The 24,272-nt window shown below is 67.2% G+C and carries 22 protein-coding genes; 11 read left to right on the top strand and 11 right to left on the bottom strand.

Features of this window, described 5'->3' with window-relative positions; translation table 11 throughout:
• Window positions 1-41: 41 nt before the first annotated feature.
• From G335_RS0103160 to asnB, 6 genes are all read left to right on the top strand, one after another.
• On the top strand, window positions 42-1,283 hold the full coding sequence (locus tag G335_RS0103160) for a Zn-dependent hydrolase (RefSeq protein ID WP_018168763.1): 1,242 nt from the start codon (window positions 42-44) through the stop codon (window positions 1,281-1,283).
• 25 nt (window positions 1,284-1,308) lie between these two features.
• Complete coding sequence (locus G335_RS0103155; RefSeq protein WP_018168762.1) at window positions 1,309-2,052, top strand: cysteine hydrolase family protein; 744 nt, start codon at window positions 1,309-1,311, stop codon at window positions 2,050-2,052.
• Entirely contained in the window at window positions 2,049-3,506 is a 1,458-nt protein-coding gene (locus tag G335_RS0103150) for a sodium:solute symporter family protein (RefSeq protein ID WP_018168761.1), read from the top strand. Before G335_RS0103155 ends, G335_RS0103150 begins: the two co-directional genes overlap by 4 nt.
• On the top strand, window positions 3,503-3,625 hold the full coding sequence (locus tag G335_RS14400; protein ID WP_018168760.1) for a hypothetical protein: 123 nt from the start codon (window positions 3,503-3,505) through the stop codon (window positions 3,623-3,625). Before G335_RS0103150 ends, G335_RS14400 begins: the two co-directional genes overlap by 4 nt.
• On the top strand, window positions 3,613-4,695 hold the full coding sequence (locus G335_RS0103140; protein ID WP_018144908.1) for an aspartate carbamoyltransferase: 1,083 nt from the start codon (window positions 3,613-3,615) through the stop codon (window positions 4,693-4,695). Before G335_RS14400 ends, G335_RS0103140 begins: the two co-directional genes overlap by 13 nt.
• Window positions 4,696-4,790: 95 nt before the next feature.
• On the top strand, window positions 4,791-6,809 hold the full coding sequence (asnB, locus tag G335_RS0103135) for an asparagine synthase (glutamine-hydrolyzing) (RefSeq protein WP_018175904.1): 2,019 nt from the start codon (window positions 4,791-4,793) through the stop codon (window positions 6,807-6,809).
• Between the two features lie 229 nt (window positions 6,810-7,038).
• Here asnB and glnA read toward each other — a convergent pair whose 3' ends face one another.
• Together glnA and G335_RS0103125 are read right to left on the bottom strand one after the other, a co-directional pair.
• The gene (gene glnA / locus G335_RS0103130) at window positions 7,039-8,448 is read right to left on the bottom strand and encodes a glutamate--ammonia ligase (protein WP_018175903.1); all 1,410 of its coding nucleotides are present in this window, start codon (window positions 8,446-8,448) and stop codon (window positions 7,039-7,041) included.
• Between the two features lie 219 nt (window positions 8,449-8,667).
• On the bottom strand, window positions 8,668-9,921 hold the full coding sequence (locus G335_RS0103125; protein WP_018175902.1) for a cation diffusion facilitator family transporter: 1,254 nt from the start codon (window positions 9,919-9,921) through the stop codon (window positions 8,668-8,670).
• 86 nt (window positions 9,922-10,007) lie between these two features.
• On the opposite strand from G335_RS0103125, the gene glyQ reads away from it, so the two are divergent.
• From glyQ to G335_RS0103105, 4 genes are all read left to right on the top strand, one after another.
• Entirely contained in the window at window positions 10,008-10,949 is a 942-nt protein-coding gene (gene glyQ, locus G335_RS0103120; RefSeq protein WP_018175901.1) for a glycine--tRNA ligase subunit alpha, read from the top strand.
• A gap of 69 nt (window positions 10,950-11,018) precedes the next feature.
• Window positions 11,019-13,100, top strand: coding sequence for a glycine--tRNA ligase subunit beta (glyS, locus tag G335_RS0103115; RefSeq protein ID WP_018175900.1), 2,082 nt, complete (start codon window positions 11,019-11,021; stop codon window positions 13,098-13,100).
• A gap of 9 nt (window positions 13,101-13,109) precedes the next feature.
• A complete protein-coding gene (locus tag G335_RS0103110; RefSeq protein ID WP_018175899.1) occupies window positions 13,110-13,865 on the top strand; it encodes a 1-acyl-sn-glycerol-3-phosphate acyltransferase in 756 nt (251 codons plus the stop codon).
• Window positions 13,855-14,496, top strand: a complete 642-nt coding sequence (locus G335_RS0103105; RefSeq protein ID WP_018175898.1) for a hypothetical protein — start codon at window positions 13,855-13,857, stop codon at window positions 14,494-14,496. Before G335_RS0103110 ends, G335_RS0103105 begins: the two co-directional genes overlap by 11 nt.
• A 24-nt stretch (window positions 14,497-14,520) precedes the next feature.
• Here G335_RS0103105 and G335_RS0103100 read toward each other — a convergent pair whose 3' ends face one another.
• From G335_RS0103100 to G335_RS0103070, 7 genes are all read right to left on the bottom strand, one after another.
• Window positions 14,521-15,267, bottom strand: coding sequence for a ThiF family adenylyltransferase (locus G335_RS0103100; RefSeq protein ID WP_018175897.1), 747 nt, complete (start codon window positions 15,265-15,267; stop codon window positions 14,521-14,523).
• Window positions 15,264-16,046 (bottom strand): TatD family hydrolase, encoded by a 783-nt coding sequence (locus G335_RS0103095; RefSeq protein WP_018175896.1) that lies wholly within the window; start codon window positions 16,044-16,046, stop codon window positions 15,264-15,266. Before G335_RS0103095 ends, G335_RS0103100 begins: the two co-directional genes overlap by 4 nt.
• Window positions 16,047-16,056: 10 nt before the next feature.
• Window positions 16,057-17,091: an NADP(H)-dependent aldo-keto reductase gene (locus G335_RS0103090; RefSeq protein ID WP_018175895.1), complete on the bottom strand. Its 1,035-nt coding sequence runs from the start codon at window positions 17,089-17,091 to the stop codon at window positions 16,057-16,059.
• Window positions 17,092-17,121: 30 nt separating this feature from the next.
• Complete coding sequence (locus G335_RS0103085; RefSeq protein WP_018175894.1) at window positions 17,122-18,252, bottom strand: FIST C-terminal domain-containing protein; 1,131 nt, start codon at window positions 18,250-18,252, stop codon at window positions 17,122-17,124.
• Window positions 18,249-18,707, bottom strand: coding sequence for a hypothetical protein (locus G335_RS0103080; protein WP_018175893.1), 459 nt, complete (start codon window positions 18,705-18,707; stop codon window positions 18,249-18,251). The genes G335_RS0103085 and G335_RS0103080 overlap by 4 nt, the downstream gene beginning before the upstream one ends.
• Window positions 18,708-18,815: 108 nt before the next feature.
• Window positions 18,816-19,706 carry a phosphoribulokinase gene (locus G335_RS0103075; protein WP_018144895.1) on the bottom strand — a complete coding sequence of 297 codons (891 nt, stop codon included), beginning with the start codon at window positions 19,704-19,706 and terminating at the stop codon, window positions 18,816-18,818.
• 46 nt (window positions 19,707-19,752) lie between these two features.
• The gene (locus tag G335_RS0103070) at window positions 19,753-21,591 is read right to left on the bottom strand and encodes an SLC13 family permease (protein ID WP_018175892.1); all 1,839 of its coding nucleotides are present in this window, start codon (window positions 21,589-21,591) and stop codon (window positions 19,753-19,755) included.
• 267 nt (window positions 21,592-21,858) lie between these two features.
• Between G335_RS0103070 and G335_RS0103065 the strand changes: the two genes are divergently transcribed.
• Complete coding sequence (locus tag G335_RS0103065) at window positions 21,859-22,707, top strand: universal stress protein (RefSeq protein ID WP_018175891.1); 849 nt, start codon at window positions 21,859-21,861, stop codon at window positions 22,705-22,707.
• Between the two features lie 27 nt (window positions 22,708-22,734).
• Here G335_RS0103065 and trmB read toward each other — a convergent pair whose 3' ends face one another.
• Together trmB and G335_RS0103055 are read right to left on the bottom strand one after the other, a co-directional pair.
• Window positions 22,735-23,463, bottom strand: coding sequence for a tRNA (guanosine(46)-N7)-methyltransferase TrmB (trmB, locus tag G335_RS0103060; RefSeq protein WP_018175890.1), 729 nt, complete (start codon window positions 23,461-23,463; stop codon window positions 22,735-22,737).
• Window positions 23,464-23,465: 2 nt separating this feature from the next.
• Complete coding sequence (locus tag G335_RS0103055) at window positions 23,466-24,269, bottom strand: thiazole synthase (protein ID WP_018168745.1); 804 nt, start codon at window positions 24,267-24,269, stop codon at window positions 23,466-23,468.
• Between the last annotated feature and the right edge of the window lie 3 nt (window positions 24,270-24,272).

The following is a 24,272-nucleotide window of genomic DNA, read 5'->3' as shown; positions in this document are numbered from 1 at the left end:
TTCTCGCGTGATCCGGGGTGGGCCCGCTTTCGGAGGTATCCATGACGGATCTCAAGATCAACATGCAGCGCCTGCAGCAGGACATCAACGATCTCGCGCAGATCGGCCGCGATGCCGACCGGGGCCTGCATCGTCGCGCATTCAGCGACGGCGACCGCGCCGGGCGCGAGTGGTTTCGCGGGCGCCTCGAGGCCGCCGGCCTGGATGTCTGGCAGGACGGTGCCGCCAACCTGCACGGGCGCCTCGACTACGACGGCAAGCGGCCTGTAGTGGCCATGGGCTCGCATCTGGATACTGTGCCCGGTGGGGGGCCGCTGGATGGGGCACTGGGCGTGCTGATCGGGCTGGAGGTGCTGCGCACCGCCAAGGAGAACGCGGTCGACCTCGAGTACCCGCTCGAGGTGATCGACTTCACCGACGAGGAGGGCCGCTTCGGCGGCATGTTCGGCTCGCAGGCGATGGCCGGCAAGCTCACCCCGGAGAGCATCAGCCATGCGCGTGATCTCGAAGGCGTGACCCTGGTCGAGGCCATGGCCAACTGGGGGCTGAACGCCGACGACGCGCTGGCCGCGCGGCGCGATCCGCACAGCCTGCATGCCTTCATCGAGACCCACATCGAGCAGGGCCCGGTGCTGGACCGGCGCGGCCTCAGTGTCGGGGTGGTCGAGGCAATCACCGGCTTGTTCAAGTGGGAGGTGCGCCTGAAGGGCCAGCCCAACCACGCCGGCACCACGCCGATGGACATGCGTATCGATCCCTTCCAGGGTCTGGCGGAGTTCGGCGGCGAGATCAATCGCCTGATCGAGGAGCACGGCAGTCCGAACTCGCGCGCCACCATCGGCCGCGTGGAGCTGGCACCGGGGGCGGCGAATACCGTGCCGGGCATGGCGACCTTCTCCTTCGAGGTGCGCGACACCGACGAGAAGGTCCTGACTGCGCTGGCCCATGCGGCCCGGCGCACCCTGTCCAGCCTGGCGCGCCGACGCGACCTGATGTTCGAGTTCGACGTCCTCTCCGAGATCGATCCGGTGCGTTGTGACCCCGGCGTCGTGCAGACCATCGAGGCGCAGGCCGAACGCATGGGGCTGGAGTACATCACCATGCCCAGCGGTGCAGCCCACGATACCCAGAGCATGAGCCGCATCACCCGCACGGGCATGATCTTCGTGCCGAGCCTGCAGGGGCGTAGCCATTCCGCCGCGGAATGGACAAACTGGGAAGACATCGAGACCGGCGCCAACCTGACCCTGCAAAGTGCCCTGGCGTTGGCCGCTCGGCAATAAATCGCGACGAGAGGAAGCGCCCGGAATGGCCGAACACGACAACGTCACCCAGTTGACCGACTACGACTCCCTGGATCCGCTGCGCGAGCAGTACCAGGAAAGTCTGATCACCACGCCGGTGCTGCGTCAGGAGTTGCGGGAGCACCATGTCGCCCTGCTGTGCATCGACTTGCAGTATCTGGATGCCGCGCGCGGCCACGGCGTGTTCGCGAACTCCGCCGACTCTGGCGTGCCGCTGGAGGCCCAGGAGTATTACTTCAATCGCCTGGAGCAGACGGTGCTGCCCAATGTGCGCCGCCTGCAGGATGCCTTCCGCGAAGAGGGGCTGGAGGTGATCCATACCCGTATCCGCTCGCTGACCCATGACGGCCGCGACCGCAGCCCGGGCCACAAGCGCCTGAATCTGCATGCCGCCCCCGGCTCCAAGGATGCCGAGTTCGTCGAAGAGGTGGCCCCGGTCGGGGACGAGATCGTGCTGGACAAGACCGCCAGCGGGGTCTTCAACTCCACCAACCTCCACTACATCCTGCGCAACCTGAACATCAGCGCGCTGTTCATCGTGGGCGTGTATTCCAACGAGTGCGTATCCACCGCCGTGCGGGATGCCTGCGACCTGGGCTTTTATGTCACCCTGATGGACGACGCCACGGCCACGGTGACGCCGGAGATGCAGAAGGCCACGCTCACGACCATCAAGGACCGCTACGCCCGCGTGATGACCACCGACGAGGCGATCCGCGAGATCAAGAAGGTGCAGGAGGCTTCGTGACCGGTCTCGACGACCCGATCCTCCCGACCTCCATCGCCTGGGGGCTGCTGGCGGCGTTCAGCGTCCTCTGGGTGGTGCTGGGCTGGTGGCTGGGTCGTCGCAACAAGACCGCCGAGGATCACATGCTGGCGGGGCGCAACGTCGGCCTGGCGCTGGCCACCGCCACCGCGATGGCTACCTGGGTCACCGCCAACACCACGATGACGGCCCCGCAGCTGGCGCTGCAACTGGGCGTCTGGGGCATGCTTGGCTACTCGCTGGGGGCCCTGGGCCTGATCCTGTTCGCGCCGCTGGCGCGGCGCATCCGCGAACTGATGCCCGAGGGCTTTACCTCCGGCGACTTTATCCGGCTGCGCTACGGCAAATTCACCTGGCGGGTGTTCCTGGTGGTGTCATTGATCTACGCCTTCGGCTGGCTGGTCTCGATGGCGATGGCCGGCGGCGTGCTGATCAACGCCCTGGCCGGCATCGACTACCGCGTGGGCATGACCGTGATTTTGACCGTCTGCGTGCTCTACACCCTGCTGGGCGGCCTGCGCGCGGTGATCGGGACCGACTTCATCCAGACCGTCATCATCATCGCCGGCGCGGCGTTCATCGCCTGGCTGACCATCGACAAGGTCGGCTTCGAGGCGATCCACTTCAACCTGATGGAAGAGCGCCCGGAGCTGCTGAACCTGCTGTTCCCGGCCGCGATCATGTTCCTGTTCAACAATCTGCTGTTTGGCGTCGGCGAGATCTTCCACTCCAATGTCTGGTGGTCGCGCGCCTTCGCCTTCGGCCGCAACGTGGGCTTCCGGGCCTACCTCTTTGGCGGCCTGCTGTGGCTGCCAATCCCGATCGTGGCCGGCTTCATCGCCCTGGCCACGCCAGCGCTGGGCCTCAACGTGCCCGCCGCGGACATGGTCGGGCCGCTGGTGGCCGCCGAGGTGCTGGGCCTGACCGGGGCGATCGTGGTGTTCATCGTGGTCTTCGCCGCGCTCGCCTCCAGTCTCGACTCGCTGCTGGCGGCCACCTCGGACCTGGTGACCCGTGACATCTACCGCGGCCACATCCGCCCGCAGGCCAGCGAACAGCACCAGTTCCACGCGACCAAGGTGATCGTGGTGCTCCTGGGCCTCGTGACCTGGCTGGCGGCCAGTTACCGCGGCGAGCTGCCGATCGTCGGCTCGCTGGCCGAGCTTCTGTACTTCACCGGCGCCTTCGTGGCCTCCGCGATCTGGCCGATCGTCGCCGGGCTGTACTGGCAGCGGGCGAACCCGCAGGGCGCGGCCTGGTCGATGATACTGGGGTCGGGCATTGGCCTGGCCAGCTACTTCCTGATTGGATTCTATGTGGCCGCGCTGGTCGGGGCCGCTGTCTCGCTGGCCGTGATGGTGCTGAGCACCTGGCTGATGCCGCGGCCATTCGACTGGGGCCGCCTGGCCCGTCCGGACGGCGAGGTGGCCGCATGACGATCTCCATTACAGCCCTGTCCGTGATCGTGATCATCGCCACACTGGTGGCGAGCCTGACCCCGATCCTGCTGATTGCCCTGTTTATCCGCGACTGGAAAAAAGGATGCCTCTGGTGAACTACACCGAAGATCCCCTGCACGTGCTCCACCCGAAAGACGGCGCCGCCGGTACCGACCGGCCGAAGGCGTTGCTGGCGGCGGTGGAGGAAGACCCCGACCCGCTTCTCAAGCTGGCGGCCTCGCATGTGGTCTCCAGCCAGCAGTTCTCGCGCGACGAGCTGCTGCAGCTGTTCCGCCTGGCGGCGCAGTACGAGACCACGCCGGCGCTGATGCACCTGCCGCTGGCGGGCAAGATCCTGATCAGCGCGTTCTACGAGCCGTCCACGCGCACGCGGCTGTCGTTCGAGAGTGCCTGGCACCGCCTGGGCGGCTCGGTCATGTCGATTACCGACCCCAAGAGCACCGGTATTGCCAAGGGGGAATCGCTGGCGGACATCGCGGAGATGTTCAACAACTACGGCGATGTTCTGGTCCTGCGCTCCTCCGACGGCGAGGCCGCGCACAACATGCTGGAGAACCTGCGCATCCCGCTGGTGAACGCCGGCAACGGGATCGACGAACACCCGACCCAGGCGCTGGCGGACGTCTACGCCCTGGCCAAGTGGCGCCCGGAGCTGTTCACCGGCGAGGTGGCCCCGGAGCAGCGCATCAAGGTCGGCATCATCGGGGTGCCCTCGCGCATGCGCACGGTGCGCTCCCTGCTGCGCCTGTTGAGCCTGTTCCCGCAGGCGATCGACGAGATCGTGCTCGTCTCGCGCGAGGACGAGAATTTCGATCCGGGTCAGCGCGAGGAACTGGAAGAGGCCGGGATCTCGCTACGCGTGGTGCACGACCTGGACCCGGCGCTGCCGGATCTGGATGTCGTGTACATCAACGCGATCGCCTGGGTGGGTGACACCTTCGAGGCGATGGGCGAGGGGCTGAAGCTGGATCGCCACTCCCCGCTGAAGGAGGGCGCAGTGGTCCTGCATCCGCTGGCGCGAGGTGAAGAGCTGTCCACCGACCTCGATGCCACCCCGCACAACTGGTATTTCGCCCAGGCTCGCGGGGCCGTATTCGTGCGCATGGCGCTGCTGACCACGGTGGTACGCCGCATCAGCGCGGTGATGGATACCCCGGACGGCTGACGCCGCCTTTTAGTTGAATCGCGAGCGGCGTGGCGCGCCGGGCCTGCCCGGCCCGCGCCCCGCTCGCCCCGAACGGATAACCAAGGAGACATGCCATGTGTGGCATTGCAGGAATCTTTCACGCCGACCCGACCCGCAAGGTCGACCCGCAAACCCTGGTCAACATGGCCGCGATCCAGTATCACCGCGGCCCCGACGGCTTCGGTTACCGCACCCAGGATGACCGCGGTGTGGGCTTTTCCCATGCGCGTCTGTCGATCATCGACCTGGACGAGAACCGCGGCCGTCAGCCGTTCTGCATGGACAGCGGCGAGATCATGACCGCGGTCAACGGCGAGCTGTACGACTACAAGCGCATCCGCACCGATCTCACCTCGCGCGGGGTGAAGTTCCGCACCAAGAGCGACTCCGAGATGGTCATGCACCTGTACCAGCGCGAAGGGCTGGAGGACGCGGTCAAGCATTTCCGTGGCGAGTTCGCGATCTCGCTGTACGACCGCAAGCACGACCGGCTGATACTGATCCGCGACCGCTTCGGCATCAAGCCGCTGTACTTCACCGAGGCCAACGGCAGCTTCGTGTTCGGCTCCGAGCTGAAGGTGCTGTTCGCCAACCCCGATGTGCCGCGCCAGTTTTCCGATGACGGCCTCTACCACCAGCTGATGCAGACCATGGTGCCCGGCACCACCGCCTTCGAGGACATCCAGCAGGTGAAGCCCGGCCACATGGTGATCGTCGAGCGCGCCCACGGGAAGCTGAAGATCCGCCAGGAGAAGTACTGGGACATGGACTTCCCGCTGGCCTCCGAGCGCCCGCCCGAGAGCGAGACCGACGAGGAGTACTGGATCGAGGGCGTGCGCGACCAGCTCATGGAGGCGGTGCAGTTGCGCCTGGAGGCCGACGTGCCGGTCGCCTGTTACCTCTCCGGCGGGATCGACTCCTGCATCACCCTGGGGCTGGCCTCGGCCAGCCAGCAGGCGCCGGTCAAGGCCTTCACCATCGGCTTCGACAACGACGACTATGACGAGACCGCGATCGCCCGCGAGATGGCCGAGAGCGTGGGTGCCGACCAGGACATCATGACCCTGGACGCCAACCACCTCTACGACAACTTCGAAGAGGCCCTCTGGCACGCCGAGCGCACCATCTACAACACCCTGGGTGTCGCCAAGTTGCTGATGAGCCGCCACGTGAACAAGGCCGGCTACAAGGTCGTCGTCACCGGCGAGGGTTCGGACGAGCTGTTCGGTGGCTATCCGGCCTTCCGCCGCGACATGTTCCTGCACGGCCTGGATACCCTGCCGGAGGCCGACCGCCAGGCCTGGCAGCAGATGCTGAACGAGTCCAACGAGCTGGTCTCCGGTGCGATGCTGGCCGAGGACGAGGTCAACGACCCCGACTTCACGCAGATGATGGGCTTCACCCCGTCCTGCCTGCAGCCGTGGCTGGCCGCGGCCGACCACGTGCCGGGCCTGCTGCACCCGAAGCGCCGCGAGCGCATGCAGGACTACAAGCCGGGCAAGGCGATCGCCAACGCCCTGGATGACGACATGCTGGAAGGCCGGCATCCGCTGGACAAGGCTCAGTACGTCTGGATCAAGACCATGCTGGAGGGCCAGATCCTGACCTGGGGCGGCGACCGCATGGACATGGCCAATTCGATGGAGGCGCGCCCGCCGTTCCTCGATCACCACCTGGCCGAGTTCGCCGCCCACCTGCCGCCGACCATGCGCATCAAGGGCAAGACCGAGAAGTACGTGCTGCGCGAATCGATGAAGGGACTGCTTCCGAAGGTGCTCTACGAGCGCGAGAAGTTCGCCTTCATGGCGCCGCCCGCGCACACCGACCCGGTCAAGTGGGCGGCGATGAAGGCCCTGGCCGATCGCTATCTGTCCCCGGAGAAGGTCGCCGAGGCCGGGTTGCTCGACCCGGAGGGCGTGCGTCAGGTGTTCGAGCTGCACGAGTCCGAGGACACGCCGGCCGCCACCCAGGTTCAGCTGGACGCGGTGATCAACCACATGATCGGGGTCCAGGTGCTGCACGACAAGTTCGTCGCCACCGACATCCCGGCGCTGGCGCGGCAAAAGGCCGAGGAGTTCGGCTGGCACGCCTGATCACGGGTGCAAGCCCCGAGTGACCCAGAAGGCCCCGCGGATCTTGGTCCGCGGGGCCTTTTTCGTTCTTGCCAACAGGGCCGCGGTCGGGGTCTCGACGGGGGTGAGCGCCCTTATCCGTTGCTGGTTGCGCACGGATCGCGCGCGACCGGCACAAAAAAGCCGCCCGCGGCCAGGGGCCGGGGGCGGCTGATGGCTTCGCGGCCCCGAGGGGCCGGAAGCGGCGGCCTTACAGGCTGTAGTACATGTCGAACTCGATCGGATGGGTGGTCATGCGCATCTGCGTGACGTCTTCCATCTTCAGGTCGATGTAGGCATCGATCATGTCGTCGGTGAACACGCCACCCTGGGTCAGGTATTCGCGATCCTGGTTCAGGGCTTCCAGCGCCTGGTCCAGCGAATGGCAGACCTGCGGAATGCCCTTCTCTTCTTCCGGCGGCAGGTCGTAGAGGTTCTTGTCCATCGCGTCGCCCGGGTGGATCTTGTTCTGGATGCCGTCCAGGCCGGCCATCAGCATCGCCGCGAAGGCGAGATACGGGTTGGCGGTGGAGTCCGGGAAGCGCAGCTCGACGCGACGGCCCTTCGGGTTCATGACGAACGGGATACGCAGCGAGGCGGAGCGGTTGCGGGCGGAGTAGGCCAGCATGACCGGTGCCTCGAAGCCCGGCACCAGACGCTTGTAGCTGTTGGTGGACGGGTTGGTGAAGGCATTCAGCGAGCGGGCGTGCTTGATGATCCCGCCGATGTAGTACAGCGCGGTCTCGGACAGGCCGCCGTACAGGTCACCGGAGAACAGGTTCTTGCCGTCCTTGGACAGCGACTGGTGCACGTGCATGCCGGAGCCGTTGTCACCGACGATCGGCTTGGGCATGAAGGTCGCGGTCTTGCCGTGGACGTGGGCCACGTTCTGGATCACGTATTTGAGGATCTGCACCTCGTCGGCCTTCTGCGTCAGGGTCGCGGGACCCACGCCAATCTCGCACTGGCCGGCGGTCGCCACCTCGTGGTGGTGCACCTCGGTCTCGAGGCCCATCTCGGTCATCACTTCGCACATGGTGGAGCGGATGTCGTGCAGGCTGTCGACCGGCGGGACCGGGAAGTAGCCGCCCTTCACGCCCGGGCGGTGACCGATGTTGCCGTCCTCGTAGACGCGCTCGGAGTTCCAGGAGGCCTCCTGGGAATCCACGCGGCAGTAGGAGCCGGACAGGGTGCTGCCCCACTTCACGTCGTCAAAGATGAAGAACTCGTTCTCCGGGCCGAACAGCGCGGTGTCGGCGATGCCGGTGCTCTGCAGGTAGGCCTCGGCGCGGCGCGCCAGGGAGCGCGGGCAGCGGTCGTAGCCCTGCATGGTGGCCGGTTCGACCACGTCGCAGCGGATGTTCATGGTCATGTCTTCGAAGAACGGATCGAGGACCGCGGACTCGGCGTCCGGCATCAGGATCATGTCGGACTCGTTGATCCCCTTCCAGCCGGCGATCGACGAGCCGTCGAACATCTTTCCTTCCTCGAAGGTCTCTTCGTCGATGTCGTGGGCCGGCACGGTCACATGCTGTTCCTTGCCCTTGGAGTCGGTAAAACGGAAGTCGATGAAGCGAACTTCCTTTTCCTTGATCTGGTTCAGCACGTCGGCTGCGGACATGGGGATCTCCTTGGTCTTTACTTGAGTCTTCAAAGGTGGCCGGCCGGCCCGTCGGGCGCTTGCGCGGCGTCGCGGTTCATTATGCAGGCATCATGCCATCCGGTCCTGTTTGGCCCGGGCGCGCGAAAAACGGGCACCCGGGGCGCCCCGCCGCATCCTGGATGCACCAATCTGGTGCCTTATCTGCACAACTTTTGTGCGCATCGTGGTAGCCCGCACCTAATGAGTGCAGGGCCGATAGAGTAGCGTGACCTCGCCCAGCATGTCGCCTACCCCGGGATGGTGGTGCAGTCGGTCGGCCAGGGCCTGGGTGCGGGCCTCGAGGTCTGCCGGCGCGGCTGCCCCGTCAAGGCGCAGGGTCAGCGTCACGTGTACCCGACCGCCGAGATAATGCAGCGACAGGTGCTCCACCGCATCCAGCTCCGGGGCGTCCGCCCAGGCCTCGCGCAGCGCCTCCACCAGCGTCGGGCGCAGCGGCAGCATGGAACTCCGGGCCTGTTCCGCGTCGTTTTCCGGATCCACGTGCACGGTGATGTCGTTCACCCGCTCATGTTCGTCGGTCACCGCGTGGAACACCGCATCGGCGATCCGATGCCCCTCGGAGACCGAGATCATCGGCGCGACCTGGATATGCACGTCCACGACGACTTCGCTGCCGTGGCGGCGGGTGCGCAGCATGTGCGCATCCTTGACCCCGGGCACATCCATGATCGTGCGGTGGATGCGCTCGACCTTCTCCGGCTCCAGGGCCGTGTCGATCAGCTCCGCCGCGCTACGCACGATCAGGCGCCCGGCGATATGCAGGATGAACAGCGCGACGATCAGCGCGGCCAGGGCATCCGCCCACGGGAGCCCGGCCACCGCCGCACCGACCCCGACCAGCACGAACAGCGACGAGATCGCGTCCGTGCGATGGTGCCAGGCATTGGCATCCAGCATCCGCGAGCGCAGGCGCTTGGCCACCCGGTGGGTGTACTGGTACAGGCCTTCCTTGGCCACCAGGGTCAGCAGGGCAAAGGCGATCGCCGCGGGCGCTGGGCCGGTCATGGCCTCGGGCTCGACCAGGCGGTTGCCGGCGGCCCAGGCAATCGCCAGGCCCGCGAGTGCGAGGAAGACCCCGACGATCACCGTGGCCAGGGTCTCGATCCGCGCGTGACCGTAGGGGTGTTCCTGATCGGGGGAGGCGGCGGCCTTGCTTGCGGCGAACAGCACCACCCCGTCGGTGATCAGGTCCGACAGGGTGTGCACGCCGTCCGCCACCAGGGCCTGCGAGTTCAGCAGCCAGCCACTGACGAGCTGCGCCACGGCGAGGAAGCCGTTCACGGCCGCGCCCACCAACGTGACCCGGCGGGTATCGCGATAGCGGTGGCCGTTCTCCGGCGTGTCCGAAGGTCCGGAATTGGCGAGGGGGTCGCTCAGGGCCGCTCTCCCGAACAGAATCAAGGCCCCAGTATGGGCGCGCTTCGGCTGCATGCAAAACGCTCGCGCCAACGCGAGCGGTGGCCGTGGCCGAAGCCGGGCCGATATACTGTCGGCTTTGCCCTGACCCGGGATCCCGCATGTCGCAAGAACGCACCCCGCCCAGTAGTCCGACCTTCCAGGACCTGATCCGCCGCCTGCAGGATTACTGGAACGATCACGGCTGCGTGGTCCTGCAGCCCTACGACATGGAGATGGGCGCGGGGACCTTCCATCCGGCGACCTTCCTGCGCTCCATCGGGCCGGAGCCGTGGCGTGCGGCCTACGTGCAGCCGAGCCGCCGCCCGACCGACGGGCGCTACGGCGACAACCCCAACCGTTTGCAGCACTACTACCAGTTTCAGGTCCTGCTGAAACCCTCGCCGCCGGACATCCAGGCGCTCTACCTGGGCTCGCTGGAGGCGCTGGGGTTCGACACCCTGACCCACGACGTGCGCTTCGTCGAGGACAACTGGGAGTCCCCGACGCTGGGCGCCTGGGGGCTGGGCTGGGAGGTCTGGCTGAACGGCATGGAGGTGACCCAGTTCACCTACTTCCAGCAGGTGGGCGGGCTCGACTGCCACCCGGTCTCCGGCGAGATCACCTACGGCCTCGAGCGCCTGGCGATGTACCTGCAGGGTGTGGAGAGCGTCTACGACCTGGTCTGGACCAACGGCCCGGACGGCCGCGCGATCACCTACGGCGACGTCTACCACCAGAACGAGGTGGAGCAGTCCACCTACAACTTCGAGCATGCCGACCGCGACGCCCTGTTCGCCGCCTTCGACCAGCACGCGACCGAGAGCGATCGCATGATTGAGCTGGGCCTGCCCCTGCCGGCCTACGAGCAGATGCTGCGCGCCTCGCACAGCTTCAATCTGCTGGATGCGCGCGGCGCGATCTCGGTCACCGAGCGCCAGCGCTATATCCTGCGCGTGCGCGAGCTGTCGCGGAACGTCGCCCGGAAATACTACGAGTCGCGCGAGGCCCTGGGCTTCCCGCTGTGTGCCGAAGACGACGCGAACAAGCCCGACGCCGCCTGAATCCCGCAATCCCGCGCCGGCCGGCCCCCTGGGTCGCGCGGCGCGTACTGGACCCAACCTGGACCCGACATGGCCGAAGCCCGCGAACTCCTGATCGAACTTGGCACCGAGGAGCTGCCCCCGACCGCCCTCGCGCGCCTGCGCGACGCCCTGGCCGAGGGCCTGACCACCCGCCTGCGCGAGGCCGGGCTGGAGCCGGGCGAGCCCGAGGCCTTCGCCACCCCGCGGCGCCTGGCCGTGTTGTTCCCGAGCGTACCCGCGCGCCAGCCGGACCAGCTGCAGGAGCGCCGCGGCCCGGCGGTGGCCGCGGCCTTCGACGACGCCGGCGAGCCGACCAAGGCGGTACTGGGCTTTGCCCGATCCTGTGGTGTCGAGGTCGAGCGCCTGGAGCGCGAGACCACCGACAAGGGCGAGTACCTGGTGTTTCGTCAGCTGCAGCCGGGGCGCGCCCTCGGCGAACTGCTGCCGGAGATGCTGGAGGCCGCGCTGGACGCCTTGCCCACACCCAAGCGCATGCGCTGGGGCAGCAGCCGTACCGAGTTCGTGCGGCCCGCGCACTGGCTGGTCGTGCTGCACGGGCCCGAGGTGCTGGAGATGACCGTGCTGGAACAAACAGCGGGTCGGGAGACCCACGGCCACCGCTTCCATCAGCCCGGCGCCCTAGAACTCAAGCGCGGGAACGACTACGCCGAGCGGCTGCGTCGCCCGGGGTTTGTCGAGCCGTCTTTCGAGGCGCGCCGCGAGCGCATCCTCGAGCAGGTCCACGAGCAGGCGAAGGCCTTGGGTGGGCGTGCGCTGGTGGATGCGGACCTGCTGGACGAGGTGACCGCGCTGGTCGAGTGGCCGGTGGCGCTGACCGGCGGTTTCGACCCGCGTTTCCTGGACGTCCCGCAGGAGGCGCTGATCTCCACCATGCAGGACAACCAGAAATACTTCCCGGTGGTCGACGAGGCTGGCCGCATGCAGCCGCACTTCATCGTGATCAGCAACATCGAATCGCGTGATCCGCATGCGGTGCGCGACGGCAACGAGCGCGTGCTGCGCCCGCGCTTCGCGGATGCCGAGTTCTTCTGGCAGCAGGACCGCAAGAAGCGCCTGGAGGAACGCCTGGAGGCGCTGGACTCGGTCGTGTTCGAGAAGCGCCTGGGCACGCTGCGCGACAAGTCCGTGCGGCTGGAGGCCCTGATGCAGCGCCTGGCCGGGCTGATGGACCTGGACGCGACCCTCGCCGCGCGCGCCGCACGTCTGGCCAAGTGCGACCTGGTCACCCAGATGGTGTTCGAGTTCACCGAGTTGCAGGGCACCATGGGGCGTTACTACGCCCTGCACGACCGCGAGGACGAGACCGTCGCCGCCGCGATCGAGCAGCACTACTGGCCGCGCCAGTCCGGATCCGAGCTGCCGGACGCCCCGCTCGCCCAGGCGCTGGCGCTGGCCGATCGTCTCGACACCCTGGTCGGCATCTTCGCCATCGGCAAGCAGCCCAGTGGCACCAAGGACCCGTTCGCCCTGCGCCGCGCCGCGCTCGGGCTGGTGCGCATCCTGGTCGAGCGCGAACTGCCGCTGGCCTTGACCCCCTTGCTGCAGGCCGCCGCCGAACCCATCCGCGAACGCGTGCCGGAGGCCGATCAGGCCGTGGAACCGGTACGCGAATACATCCTCGAGCGCCTGCGCGGGTACCTGCTGGAACAGGGGCAGGCGCACGAGACTATCGAGGCGGTGGCCGCGGTCGCGCCGGATGCCCCGCTGGATTTCGTGCGCCGCGTGCGCGCGGTCAGCTTGTTCCGCGAGCGCCCGGAGGCCGAGGCCCTGGCCGCCGCGAACAAGCGGATCCACAACCTGCTGCGCAAGGCCGGCGAGGAGGCCGAGGCGGAACTTGATCCGGAGGCCCTGGCGCTGGACGAGGAGCGTCAGCTGTACCAGGGTCTGCAGGCCGTGCGCCCGGGGGTCGAGCAGGCGGTGGCCGATGGTGACTACCTGCATGCCCTCGGCGAACTGGCAGGCCTGCGAGATCGGGTGGACACCTTTTTCGACCAGGTGATGGTGATGGCCGAGGACGCCGCAGAGCGGCGCAACCGCCTGGCCCTGCTGCGTGAACTGCGTCGCGCGTTCGAGACCGTGGCCGACATCGGCCGCCTGGCGACGGGGTAGGGCCGGGCGATGCTGCCCCTGATCCGAGGTCTGCTGTTCCAGCTGGGGCTCGTTGGCTCCATCCTGGTCTTCGGGCTGCTGGTCCCGCCGCTGATCTGGCCGTTTTCCCGCCCCGTCCGCTACCGTGTCCTGACCCTGTGGGGCCGGTTCAACGTCTGGTGGCTGCGTGTCAGTTGCGGCATCGATTACCGGGTGCACGGGCGCGAGCACATCGACCCCTCGCGCCCGCATGTGGTGCTGTCCAAGCACCAGTCGGCCTGGGAGACCGTGGCCTTCGTCGCGATCTTTCCCATGCAGACCTGGGTGCTCAAGCGTGAACTGATGCGGATTCCCCTGTTCGGCTGGACGTTGTCCATGCTCGATCCGGTACCGATTGATCGCGAGGGCGGACGCCAGGCCCTGGAGAACCTGGTGGCCGAAGGCAAGCAGCGCCTGGACCAGGGCCGCTGGGTGATCGTGTTTCCCGAGGGCACGCGCGTGGCCCCGGGCGAACACGGGCGTTACCGTCAGGGCGGCGCGATGCTCGCGGTGCGCACCGGCTACCCGGTCCTGCCGGTGGCGCTGAACAGCGGGAGCTTCTGGCCGAAAAAGGGCCTGCGGCGCTATCCCGGCACCATCGAGGTAGTGATCGGGGCGCCGATCGAGACCGCCGGTCGCAAGCCGGTCGAGGTGCTGTCCGAAGCCGAGAGCTGGATCGAGACCACCATGACCGAGATCGAACCTCGCCCCGCCACCCTGTCGACGGAGAAACCCGATGGCCAGTGAACCCCTGATCAGCGCCCCACTGGTCGAACTGCGTGACCGGACCATCTACCGGATCGGCGATTCGGAACCGGCCGTGTGGCTGATCGACGACCTCGAGCTCGGCGGCATCCTGGTGAACGCGCCGATCTATTCGGAGTCGCTCCTGGAGGCGATCCGGGCCATCAGCAAGCCCGCGTACCTGTTCCTGCCCAGCCGGTATGGGGCGCAGGATCTGGATGCCTGGCGCGCTGCGGGACTGGAGACCCTCACGTTCGAGGCCGAGGCCCCGGCGATCCGCGCAGCGGGCGGCGAGATCGATATCGCCTTCAACCGCAAGCAGCGCCTGTCGCGCACCATCGACTTCCTGCCGATGGCCGGCGTAACCGATGGCACCTGTGCACTGCGCCTGAAGAATCTGCCCGGCGTGGTCTTCTTCGGCCCTGCCCTGGCCCCGGGCGCGGACGGCTGGCCCACGCTGATCCAGAACCCTGAGGATCATTCCTTCGAGGCACGCCTGTTCGGTGCCCTCGGAGTGAAAGACCTGAAGTTTGCCTACGCCTTCTGCGACCGCTTTGATCCAGCCACTACACAGTTCGGCCCGGACGCTGGCCAGCACATCCAGGCCCGCATCGAGGCCATCTTCGAGGAATAGCCGGTTCGCCCGTCCTGGGCGTGGTCAGGCGCGGGTGATCAGGGTCTGGATCACGTGGCCGGCGGCGGTCAGGCCGAAGATCGCGGGCAGGTAGGAGATGGTGCCGTTGACCGAGCGCGGGCGCCCGCCGTCGCCGACCGGCCGGTGCTCCGTCCCCTTGCGCGGCTGCTCGATGGAGAACACCACGGGATAGTCGAGATGTGCGCCCAGGCGCCGCAGCCGCTTGCGCATCTGCCGCGCGAGCGGGCACACGCGGGTCTCGGTCAGCGGCCCTACGCGCACGGCCGTCGGGTCGATGCGCCCACCTGCGCCCATGCTCGAGATCACGGCCTGCCCGCGGGCCTGGGCGGTCGCGACCAGCGCGGCCTTGCAGACAATGGAGTCGATCGCGTCCAGCACGAAGTCGGCATCCTCGGGGACCAGGTCGCCGATGGTATCGGGCTGGAGGAAGTCCTGGCGGATGGTGACCTCGATGCCGGGATCGATGTCGCGGATGCGGTTCGCCATGATCTCGGTCTTGGGCCGGTCCACGGTGGAACGCAGCGCGACGAGCTGGCGGTTCAGGTTGGAGGCCCCGACCACGTCGTGATCGGCGAGGGTCATGCGTCCGACCCCGGCCCGCGCGATCGCCTCGGCCGCGTAGCTGCCCACACCGCCCAGTCCGGCGATGAAGACATGCCGATCGCGCAGGCGCGCGGTGACGTCATGCCCCAGTAGCAGATCCGTGCGTTCGGTATAGGGATTGTGCGGGGCGTCGGCGGGCGAGCTCATGCAGCGGAACCGGTCGGGAGCCGGAGGACCCGGCGTGCGTTTTGTGACGTGATTATAGCCATCTCGGCCGGATCCATGTCTCGCAGGGCCGCGAGCTGGCGGTTGACCTCGGCGGTCATGGCCGGTTCGTTGCGCTCGCCCTGGTGTCCGGCCAGCGGTTGGTCCGGGGCGTCCGTCTCCACCACCAGCGCCTGCAGCGGTGCGTCGCGCACCACGCGGTGCAGTTTCTTCGCGCGCTCGTAGGTCACGGGTCCGCCGATCCCGAGTGCAAAGCCGAGATCCGCCGCCTGCCGAGCCTGCTGCGGACTCCCGATGAAGGCATGCAGGATGCCGCTGATGCCGGGGTGCTGGCGCAGGCCCTTCAGGACCTCGTCGAGCGCGCGTCGGCTGTGGATGATCACCGGCAGCTCGCGTTCCCGGGCGATGGCCAGTTGCCGCGTATAGAACCGCCACTGACGGTCCCAGTCGAGCTCCTGGTGGTAGCCGTCCAGTCCGATCTCGCCGACGGCGACGGTCTCCGGGTGCGCGTCCAGCCAGGGCTCCAGCGCGTCGAGGTCGTCATCCGCATGGTCCTGCAGGAAGATTGGGTGCAGACCGTAGGCGACATGCAGACCATCGTAGTGCCGGTGCAGGGCGTCCAGATCCGGCCAGCGGGCACGCGTGACGCCGGGCAGGACCAGCTCCTGCACGCCGGCGGCGCGGGCCCGGTCCAGCACCGCCGGGCGGTCCGGATCGAACGCGTCGAGGTCCAGGTGGACGTGCGTATCGATCAGGTGCAACGGATCCGACCTACGGACAGGGGTAGGTATAGCGGGCGTGGATCGCCTCGATGGCTTCCAGCACGGCGTCGGACAGGGTGATGTCGACGGTGGCGATGTTCTCGCGCAGCTGTTCCATGGTGGTCGCGCCGACCAGGTTGCTGGTCACGAACGGTTGCTGGTTGACGAAGGCCAGTGCCAGCTGGGTTGGCGTCAGCCCATGTTCGGCGGCGAGCCTGGCGTACTCGGCGGTCGCGGCCAGGCCGGATTCGTTGCTGTAGCGCTGGAAGCGCTCGAACAGGGTCAGGCGGGCACCTGCCGGCTTGGCGCCATCCAGGTACTTGCCGGAGAGCATGCCGAAGGCCAGCGGCGAGTAGGCCAGGAGGCCGGCGTCCTCGCGGATGGCCATCTCGGCCAGGCCCGCCTCGAAACTGCGGTTGAGCAGGTTGTAGGGGTTCTGGATGGAGACAATGCGCTCGGACAGGCCGCGGTCATGTGCGCGGATCCATTCCATGAAGCCCCACGGGGTCTCGTTGGAGATGCCGATGGTCCGCACCCGGCCGCTGTCGACCATGGCCTTCAGGGCGGCGGCGGTCTCCTCGATCGGCGTGGCGTTATCGTCGGGCTTGTGGCTGTAACCGAGCTGGCCGAAGAAGTTGGTCGCGCGCGCCGGCCAGTGGACCTGGTAGAGGTCCAGATAGTCGGTCTGCAGCCGCTTGAGACTGTCGCTCAGGGCCTGCTCGATGTGCTCGCGGTTCAGCTGGGGGCCGCCGCGCAGGTAGTCGATCATGCCGGGGCCGGCGACCTTGCTGGCCAGCACGACCTGTTCGCGATTCTGGCGCTGCGCCAGCCAGTTGCCAATGTAGGTCTCGGTCAGGCCCTGGGTGTCTTCGCGCGGCGGCACCGGATACATCTCGGCGGCGTCGATGAAGTTCACGCCCTGCCCCAGCGCGTAGTCGAGCTGCTCGTGCGCCTCGCGCTCGGTGTTCTGTTCGCCCCAGGTCATGGTGCCCAGGCCGATCAGGCTGACTTCGATATCGGTACGTCCCAGCTTGCGGTACTGCATGCCTTCTCCCGGGGTGTGGTGGAGTGCGTTTCAGGTGAACAGGGTCAGGACCCCGGTGTAGCCGTACAGGCGGTTGGCGAAGATCTCGCCATTGGCGAAGAAGCCGACCAGGGGTACGTCCCCCAGCCCCTTTTGCACGATAGCCAACTCCGCGCCTTCCTGCCCGAACTGGTGGCGTCCGCGCCCGACACAGGAGACGTAGAGCGCCCCGCGAATGCCGTTGGGTGCCTGGGCGCGCACCTGTTCCAGCATGCGTTCCAGGTCGTCGCGGGCGGCCTGGCCGTCGCGGCGCACGAACAGGATCTGCGACCCCGGTTCCAGCATCTCGCCGATCGCGAGGACCTCCTGGTCCAGGTCCACCCCGATGATGTTGCGCACGCGATAGTCGCCGGTATCCGAGCCGGCGATGGGAAAGCCGACCAGGATGTAGCCCAGCGCGCGTTCCAGATCGCGCGACAGGACATCGCCGATGATGCCCTTGAATGCCGGCAGCGCCTGCTGCCCGTCCAGACGCACAATGATGTTGCGCCAGGTCTCGGTCAGCTCGTGCTGGCCGGGCAGCGGTGTGCAGCCCTGGCTGTGGCGCGCGGCGATGGCGACATCGTCGCGCAGCGCCAGGCCGGTGATGCCCGAGGCGGAGACCCCGTCGGCGATCTGTACCACGCCGGGCTCGCCGGAGTTGACACCCCCGGTGGCGAACCAGGCGGTCTGCTCGCCGATCTCCGTCAGTATGTCTTCCAGGCCCTCCGTTTGGGGGTCGGCATTCAGGATCAGACGCCCCGGGGTCTGCGGGTCGAGGAAGCCGTCCAGTTCCTGTACCAGATCCTCGAAGCGACGTACCGGATGGTAGATGACCCGAACACTGGATGCCGGGAACTCGCCGATCATCAGGGTCACACCGGGCTGCTCGTAGAGCTCGTCGCGCGGGCCGATGATCGCCATGGCCATGCCGCCGACGAAGTGATCGATCCCGAGGCCTTCGCGCAGGTGTTTCAGCAGGCTGCGGGCGTGGCGGCTCAGGGGGTCGGAGAGATAGATGAAGCCGACGCGTACCTGATCATCGCCACGTACCGGCTGTTCGCCGAGCTCGGCGATCAGGGTGGTGGCCAGGGCCCCGGGCTCGTCGCCGCGGGCGGTGGCGCTGCGAAAGGGTGTGGTCATAAACCGAGATGCTCCAGCATGCTGAGGGCCTCGTTGTCGTCGACCGGCAGGCCGGTGTGCACGTGCAGGCCGCCGTCTTCGGCGAACACCAGGCGGGCGTGGTGGCGAGTGTCCAGTTCCTCCAGAAACCAGGCGATCTCGGAGGGGTGCACGGCATGCTGCCCGCGCGTCAGGTGGCGCACGAGGATGGCGTCCTCGCGTACGTCCAGAAACAATGGCTGGGGTAGCTCCAGCGGCAGGATGTAGGTCTGTACCAGCCATTCCACCGGGGTGGGTCGCCGCCGCGGCAGTGGCCGGCTGTCCATGCGGAAGTGCCCGCCGCCACCCGGCTGCTTGATGAGCTCCTCCAGCCAGTCCCCGTTGAAACCCTGGTGCACGATCAGCGAGCGTCCGTCGTAACGGCTGCGAAAGCGCTCCATCTGTTGGGCCGGCCGTGGCCCGAAGAGTCCGAACACGCCAACTCCGTCCTTTTGGTTAAAGCCCGAATCCTAGCGGAATGCCCGGCCTTGAACGAAAAAAGCCCCGCCGGAACGGGGCTTGGGAACTTCTCTTGGGCTTGCGGATCAGCCGCGACGCGACAGCATCTCGTGGATGATCGGGGCCAGGATGACCTCCATCGCAAAGCTCATCTTGCCGCCCGGGACCACCAGGGTCTTGGGATCGGACATGAAGGAGTCCGGGATCATGTTCTGCAGGTACGGGAAGTCGATGCCGAGCTTCGCCGGATCCTTGAAGCTGATCACCACCATCGACTCGTCCGGGGTCGGCACCGCGCGGGCGATGAACGGGTTGGAGGTGTCCACCGTCGGCACGCGCTGGAAGTTGATGTCGGTGTAGCCGAACTGCGGGGTGATGTAGTTCACGTAGTCCGGCATGCGCCGCAGGATCGTGTCGACGATCGCCTCGGCGGAATAGCCGCGCTCGGCGTTGTCGCGGAAGATCTTCTGGATCCACTCGAGGTTCACGATCGGCACCACGCCGATACCCAGGTCCACGTGCTGCGCGGCGTCCACTTCGCCGTTCACGACCAGGCCGTGCAGGCCTTCGTAGAACATCAGATCGGTGCCCGGCTGGATCTCTTCCCAGGGGGTGAACTCGCCCGGTCCAAGGTTGGTGCCAAGGCGCTCGTTGTGCTCGGCGGCCTCTTCGTCGGAGTGCAGGTAGTAGCGCTTCTCGCCCTGGCCGGTCTCGCCGTAGGTCTTGAACAGCCCCTCGATGCGATCGAACAGGTTGGCTTCGGGGCCGAAGTGCGAGAAGTGATCGTTGCCGTCGGCGGCGGCCTTCTGCATCGCCTCCTTCATTGCCTTGCGGTCATAGCGATGGAAGCTGTCGCCCTCGATCACAACCGGGCTGATCTGCTCGCGACGGAAGATGGACTCGAAGGAGCGCTTGACGGTGGAGGTGCCGGCACCCGAGGAACCGGTCACCGCAATCACGGGATGCTTCTGGGACATGGGATTTCTCCTTGCAAACGGGTTGCTAAAGGTTGCGTTTAACAGACTAGAAAATCAGGTTGAGCATGAGCATGGCGACCACGGCGAACAGGATGGTCATGATGCCGCCCGCCTTCATGAAGTCCTTCACCCGATAGCCGCCGGGGCCCATGATCAGGGCGTTCACCTGGTGGGTCGGGATCAGGAAGGAATTCGAGGTGGCGATCGCCACGGTCAGCGCGAACACGCGCGGGTCGGCATCCATGCCCGCGGCCTGCGCGGCGATCGCGAAATTGATCGCCAGCGGCACCAGCAGCACGGTCGCGCCGACGTTGGACATGACCAGCGTGAAGAACGTGGCCAGGGCAAAGATCGTCGCCTGCAGCACCCAGGGCGGTACGGTCCCCAGCATCTCCAGCGTGTTCTGCGCGATCCAGGCGGCGGTTCCGGTGTTCTCCACCGCCATGCCTAGCGGGATCAGTGACGCCAGCAGGAAGACGGTCTTCCAGCTGACGGCGCGATAGGCGTTGTCGAGGCTGATGACGCCGGTCAGGATCATGCCCAGTGCGCCGGTCAGCAGTGCGACCGAGAGCATCAGGTCGGTGAACACGATCAGGCCCACGGTCAGCGCCAGGAAGAACAGCGCATGCGGCACCTTGGACGGTACCAGTTCCTCGCGCGGATAGTCCGACGTGATCACCACGAAATCGCGGTCCTGCTCCAGCCGGGCCAGCGATTCCCAGGTGCAGTGCACCACCAGGATATCGCCCGGTTCCAGGGGGATGTCGCGTAGCCCCTCGCCGTAGGTCTCGTTGCCGCGCTGGATGCGCATCACCGACAGGCCGTAGGTCTGGCGCATCGCCAGTTCGGTGACCGTCTTGCCGGCGAGGTTCGAGCCCGGCGCGATGGCGACCTCGGCGACGCCGGAACGCCCACTGTCCAGGGCGTTGGCGAACACGTCGAGATGGGTGCTGGGACGCTTGCGCGTGCCCTCGCACAGCTTTTCCATGCGTGACGGGCTGGCCAGCACGGCCAGGTGCGAGTTGGCCTGGATCTCGTAGCCGGTCCACGGTGCCATGCGCAGCTCGTCGCGCATGTAGGTGCCGACGATCGCGATCCCGGTCTCGCGCTCGATCTCGGCCACCGTGCGCCCAACCATCGGGTCGTTCTCCGGGACGAACAGCTCATGGATCTCGTAGGACAGGCCGTACACGCGCTGGAAGTAGTCCTGTGCACTTTCGCGCTGGGTGGCCTTGCTCTTGACCGACGGCAGTACGAAGCGGCCCAGCAGCACGAAGTAGACGATGGCGGTGGCCAGCAGGGCCAGGCCGATCGGGGTCACGTCGAACAGCTGGAACGGTTCCATGTCCGACGGCAGCAGGTCGTTCAGCAGGATCAGCGGGCTGGACCCGACCAGGGTGATGGTGCCGCCGACGATCGCGGCGAAGCCCATCGGCATCAGCAGGCGCGACAGCGGGATGTTCAGGCGATTGGAGATGCGGCTCATCACCGGCATGAACAGCGCGGCTGCGCCGATGTTCTGCATGAAGCTGGAGATTACGCCGACGGTTCCGGAGACGGTCGGGATGATGCTTTTTTCGGTGGTGCCACCCACGCGCATGATGAACGCCGCCACCTTGTGCATCACGCCGGTCTTGTCCAGGCCGGCGCCGATAATCATCACCGCGATGATCGAGATCACCGCATTGGAGGCGAAGCCGCTGAACAGCTCTTCCTGGCCGACCAGCATCCCGAGTCCGGGCACCAGCGTCAGCAGGCCGAGCAGGACCATTACCGAGATCGCCGCCAGGTCGACCCGGATGATCTCGGAGACAAACAGGAAGATCGTGAACGCGAGCAGCGCAAGCACCACGATCATCTCGGTGGTCAGCGTAAGGTTTTCCATGTTCCAGTCGTGTCCTGAGGACCCGCGCCGGACGGCGCGTGGCCAGAAGCCGAAAAAGGGGACTCGCGCCGGGCGCAGGCGCCGAGGCGGGTCGGCGGAAACAGATTCCGCCTTTCCCTTGAAAGCGCGGGATTATTTCATCCCGCGGGCACGGACGCAAAAAATGCGCCGGCGTCGGGTTGGCGGTTCGGTCGGCGCGGGCCCGAGTGCTGGCGTTTGCCGGCATGTCGGTTATGCTTGGGAAAAAGTCCAGGTGGAGACCCCAGCATGTCCGAATCCGATGCCCCGCTGTGCCGTTTCGAGACCATCGTCCTGGCGACGGATGGCTCCGAGTTCAGCGAATCCGCCGAGAATGTGGCGCTGGATCTGGCGCAGCGCTGTGGTGCGCGCCTGATCGTCGCACGGATTATCCGCACCGATACCCAGCACGATGCGTTGTCTCCGCCGCGCAGCCACGAGGCGAGCGTTGCCGGCCAGACCGATCTGGACGCGCTGGAAAAGCGCGCCCGCGAGGTGGGCATCGATGCCTCCATGATCCTGCGCCACGGGGTCGACCGGCACCAGGAGATCGTCGCCATTGCCGAGGAGTTCAAGGCCGGGCTGATCGTCATCGGCCGACGCGATCGCGGTGACCTCTCGCGCCTGATGGTGGGGGACGCCACTCGCAAGGTCGTGGGGCTCGCACCCTGCAACGTGATGATCGTCCCGCGCGGCGCCCAGGCGCCGCATCGCGGGCTTCTGGTGGGGACCGACGGCTCCGACCTTGGGGACCAGGCCGCGCGCGCCGCAATCGAGCTGGCCGGCTATTGCAAGCTTCCGATCACGATCGTGTCCGTGGCGGTCCCGGGGCAGAACGAGGAGCGGCGTCAGGAGGGCGTCCAGGCCATCCAGCGTCTGCAGGGCGAGGCCCGCGAGAAGGGGCTGGAGGCCGATGCGACCTTCGAGGAGGGGCGCCCCGAGGTTACCCTGCTGGAGGTCGCTGCGCGCGACCATCGCGATCTGGTGGTGGTCGGCAGCCACGGGCGTACCGGGCTCAAGCGCCTCCTGATGGGCAGCGTGTCCGAGCGCGTGATTGGCGGGGCTGACTGCCCGGTCCTGGTGGTCAAGAACGTCTGATCCGACCCGGCATCGCGCCGGGTATCATCAGGCGGGTTCGTCGGTGCGCCGGTAGAGCAGATCGGCGACCTGGTGGCCGCGTTGCTCCCCGCGCCGTTCGAACTTGGTCACCGGGCGCTCCGGCGGCCGGCCGGGAGCCGGGATCGGGCCGTCCGGCACGAACCATGGCCGGCATTCCTCCAGCACCACCAGCATGTGTTCGGCATATTCGGCCCAGTCGGTCGCCAGATGCAGCCGTCCGCCCGGCCGGATGCGCGTCGCCAGGTGGCGCACGAAGGCCGGCTGGATCAGGCGCCGCTTGTGGTGGCGCTTCTTGTGCCAAGGGTCGGGGAAGAACACCTGCACGCAGTCCAGGCTGGCGGGCGTCAGGTAGCGCTCCAGCAGTTCCACCGCATCGACGTCGCTGACGCGCACATTGGTCAGGCCGCGCTGCTCCACCTCGCGCAGAAGATGTCCGACCCCCGGCCGGTGCACTTCGGTACCGATGAAGTCGCGTTCCGGCTGGTTCGCGGCCTGCTCGGCCAGGCTCTCGCCGTCCCCGAAGCCGATCTCCAGCGTCACGGGTGCCGTGCGCCCGAAAACGGAAGTCAGGTCCAGCGGTGCCGCGGGTTCCGGTAGCTGCAGGCCAAAGCGCGGTAACAGGTCGTCCAGGGCCCGCTGCTGGCCCGGCGTCAGCCGGCCCTCGCGGCGCACGAAGCTGCGGATGCGGCGGTAGAACGGCTTGTCGTCCGTCTCGGCGTTGGCGTGGTCGCTCATGCTCAGCTGAAGAACAGGCCGGTCTGCGGCGACGAGGCCGAGGCGTAGCGCCGCGGCGCCATGCGCCCGGCGCGAAAGGCCTGGCGCCCGCCGATGATCGCGTGGCGCATCGCCGAGGCCATCAGCACCGGGTCGTCGGCGGCGGCGATGGCGGTGTTCATCAGCACGCCGTCGCAGCCCAGCTCCATTGCGATCGCGGCGTCCGAGGCGGTGCCGACTCCGGCATCCACCAGCACCGGAACCGAGGCGTTCTCCACGATCTCGCGGATGTTGTAGCGATTCTGGATGCCCAGGCCCGAGCCGATCGGCGCGGCCAGCGGCATGATCGCCAGGCAGCCGATGTCTTCCAGGCGCTTCGCCAGCAGCGGGTCGTCGGTGGTGTAGACCATCACGTCGAAGCCTTCGGCCACCAGCGTCTCGGCGGCCTTCACGGTCTCGAAGACGTCCGGGTACAGGGTCTTCTCGTCGCCCAGGACCTCCAGCTTCACCAGGTTGTGGCCGTCGAGCAGCTCGCGTGCCAGGCGGCAGGTGCGGATCGCATCCTCGGCATTGAAGCAGCCGGCAGTATTCGGCAGCAGCGTGTAGCGCTCCGGCGAGATCACGTCCAGCAGGTTGGGTTCGTCCGGGTTCTGGCCGATGTTGGTGCGGCGGATGGCGACGGTCACGATCTCCGCGCCGCTCGCCTCGATGGCGTCGCGGGTCTGGTCGAGATCGCGGTACTTGCCGGTCCCAACGAGCAGGCGGGAGGTGAACTCGCGCGTGCCTACGCGGAACAGGTCGTCGGCGGACGCGGCCGATTCGGTCATGGT

The sequence above is a fragment of the Thioalkalivibrio sp. AKL8 genome (assembly GCF_000380525.1).
GTDB classification, from domain to species: Bacteria; Pseudomonadota; Gammaproteobacteria; order Ectothiorhodospirales; family Ectothiorhodospiraceae; genus Thioalkalivibrio; species Thioalkalivibrio versutus.
Note: the sequence above shows the minus strand (reverse complement) of the source record. Positions and strands in the feature narration are given on the sequence as shown.

What these genes read in the sequence shown, in the direction of transcription:
- glnA (WP_018175903.1), bottom strand. Translation starts at nt 8,448, where the DNA reads ATGTCCGCAGCCGACGTGCTGAACCAGATCAAGGAAAAGGAAGTTCGC.
- G335_RS0103075 (WP_018144895.1), bottom strand. Translation starts at nt 19,706, where the DNA reads ATGTCCCAGAAGCATCCCGTGATTGCGGTGACCGGTTCCTCGGGTGCC.
- G335_RS0103055 (WP_018168745.1), bottom strand. Translation starts at nt 24,269, where the DNA reads ATGACCGAATCGGCCGCGTCCGCCGACGACCTGTTCCGCGTAGGCACG.
- asnB (WP_018175904.1), top strand. Translation starts at nt 4,791, where the DNA reads ATGTGTGGCATTGCAGGAATCTTTCACGCCGACCCGACCCGCAAGGTC.
- G335_RS0103105 (WP_018175898.1), top strand. Translation starts at nt 13,855, where the DNA reads ATGGCCAGTGAACCCCTGATCAGCGCCCCACTGGTCGAACTGCGTGAC.
- G335_RS0103110 (WP_018175899.1), top strand. Translation starts at nt 13,110, where the DNA reads ATGCTGCCCCTGATCCGAGGTCTGCTGTTCCAGCTGGGGCTCGTTGGC.
- G335_RS0103065 (WP_018175891.1), top strand. Translation starts at nt 21,859, where the DNA reads ATGTCCGAATCCGATGCCCCGCTGTGCCGTTTCGAGACCATCGTCCTG.
- G335_RS0103125 (WP_018175902.1), bottom strand. Translation starts at nt 9,921, where the DNA reads ATGCAGCCGAAGCGCGCCCATACTGGGGCCTTGATTCTGTTCGGGAGA.
- G335_RS0103160 (WP_018168763.1), top strand. Translation starts at nt 42, where the DNA reads ATGACGGATCTCAAGATCAACATGCAGCGCCTGCAGCAGGACATCAAC.
- trmB (WP_018175890.1), bottom strand. Translation starts at nt 23,463, where the DNA reads ATGAGCGACCACGCCAACGCCGAGACGGACGACAAGCCGTTCTACCGC.
- G335_RS0103100 (WP_018175897.1), bottom strand. Translation starts at nt 15,267, where the DNA reads ATGAGCTCGCCCGCCGACGCCCCGCACAATCCCTATACCGAACGCACG.
- G335_RS14400 (WP_018168760.1), top strand. Translation starts at nt 3,503, where the DNA reads ATGACGATCTCCATTACAGCCCTGTCCGTGATCGTGATCATCGCCACA.
- G335_RS0103140 (WP_018144908.1), top strand. Translation starts at nt 3,613, where the DNA reads ATGCCTCTGGTGAACTACACCGAAGATCCCCTGCACGTGCTCCACCCG.
- glyS (WP_018175900.1), top strand. Translation starts at nt 11,019, where the DNA reads ATGGCCGAAGCCCGCGAACTCCTGATCGAACTTGGCACCGAGGAGCTG.
- glyQ (WP_018175901.1), top strand. Translation starts at nt 10,008, where the DNA reads ATGTCGCAAGAACGCACCCCGCCCAGTAGTCCGACCTTCCAGGACCTG.
- G335_RS0103085 (WP_018175894.1), bottom strand. Translation starts at nt 18,252, where the DNA reads ATGACCACACCCTTTCGCAGCGCCACCGCCCGCGGCGACGAGCCCGGG.
- G335_RS0103070 (WP_018175892.1), bottom strand. Translation starts at nt 21,591, where the DNA reads ATGGAAAACCTTACGCTGACCACCGAGATGATCGTGGTGCTTGCGCTG.
- G335_RS0103155 (WP_018168762.1), top strand. Translation starts at nt 1,309, where the DNA reads ATGGCCGAACACGACAACGTCACCCAGTTGACCGACTACGACTCCCTG.
- G335_RS0103090 (WP_018175895.1), bottom strand. Translation starts at nt 17,091, where the DNA reads ATGCAGTACCGCAAGCTGGGACGTACCGATATCGAAGTCAGCCTGATC.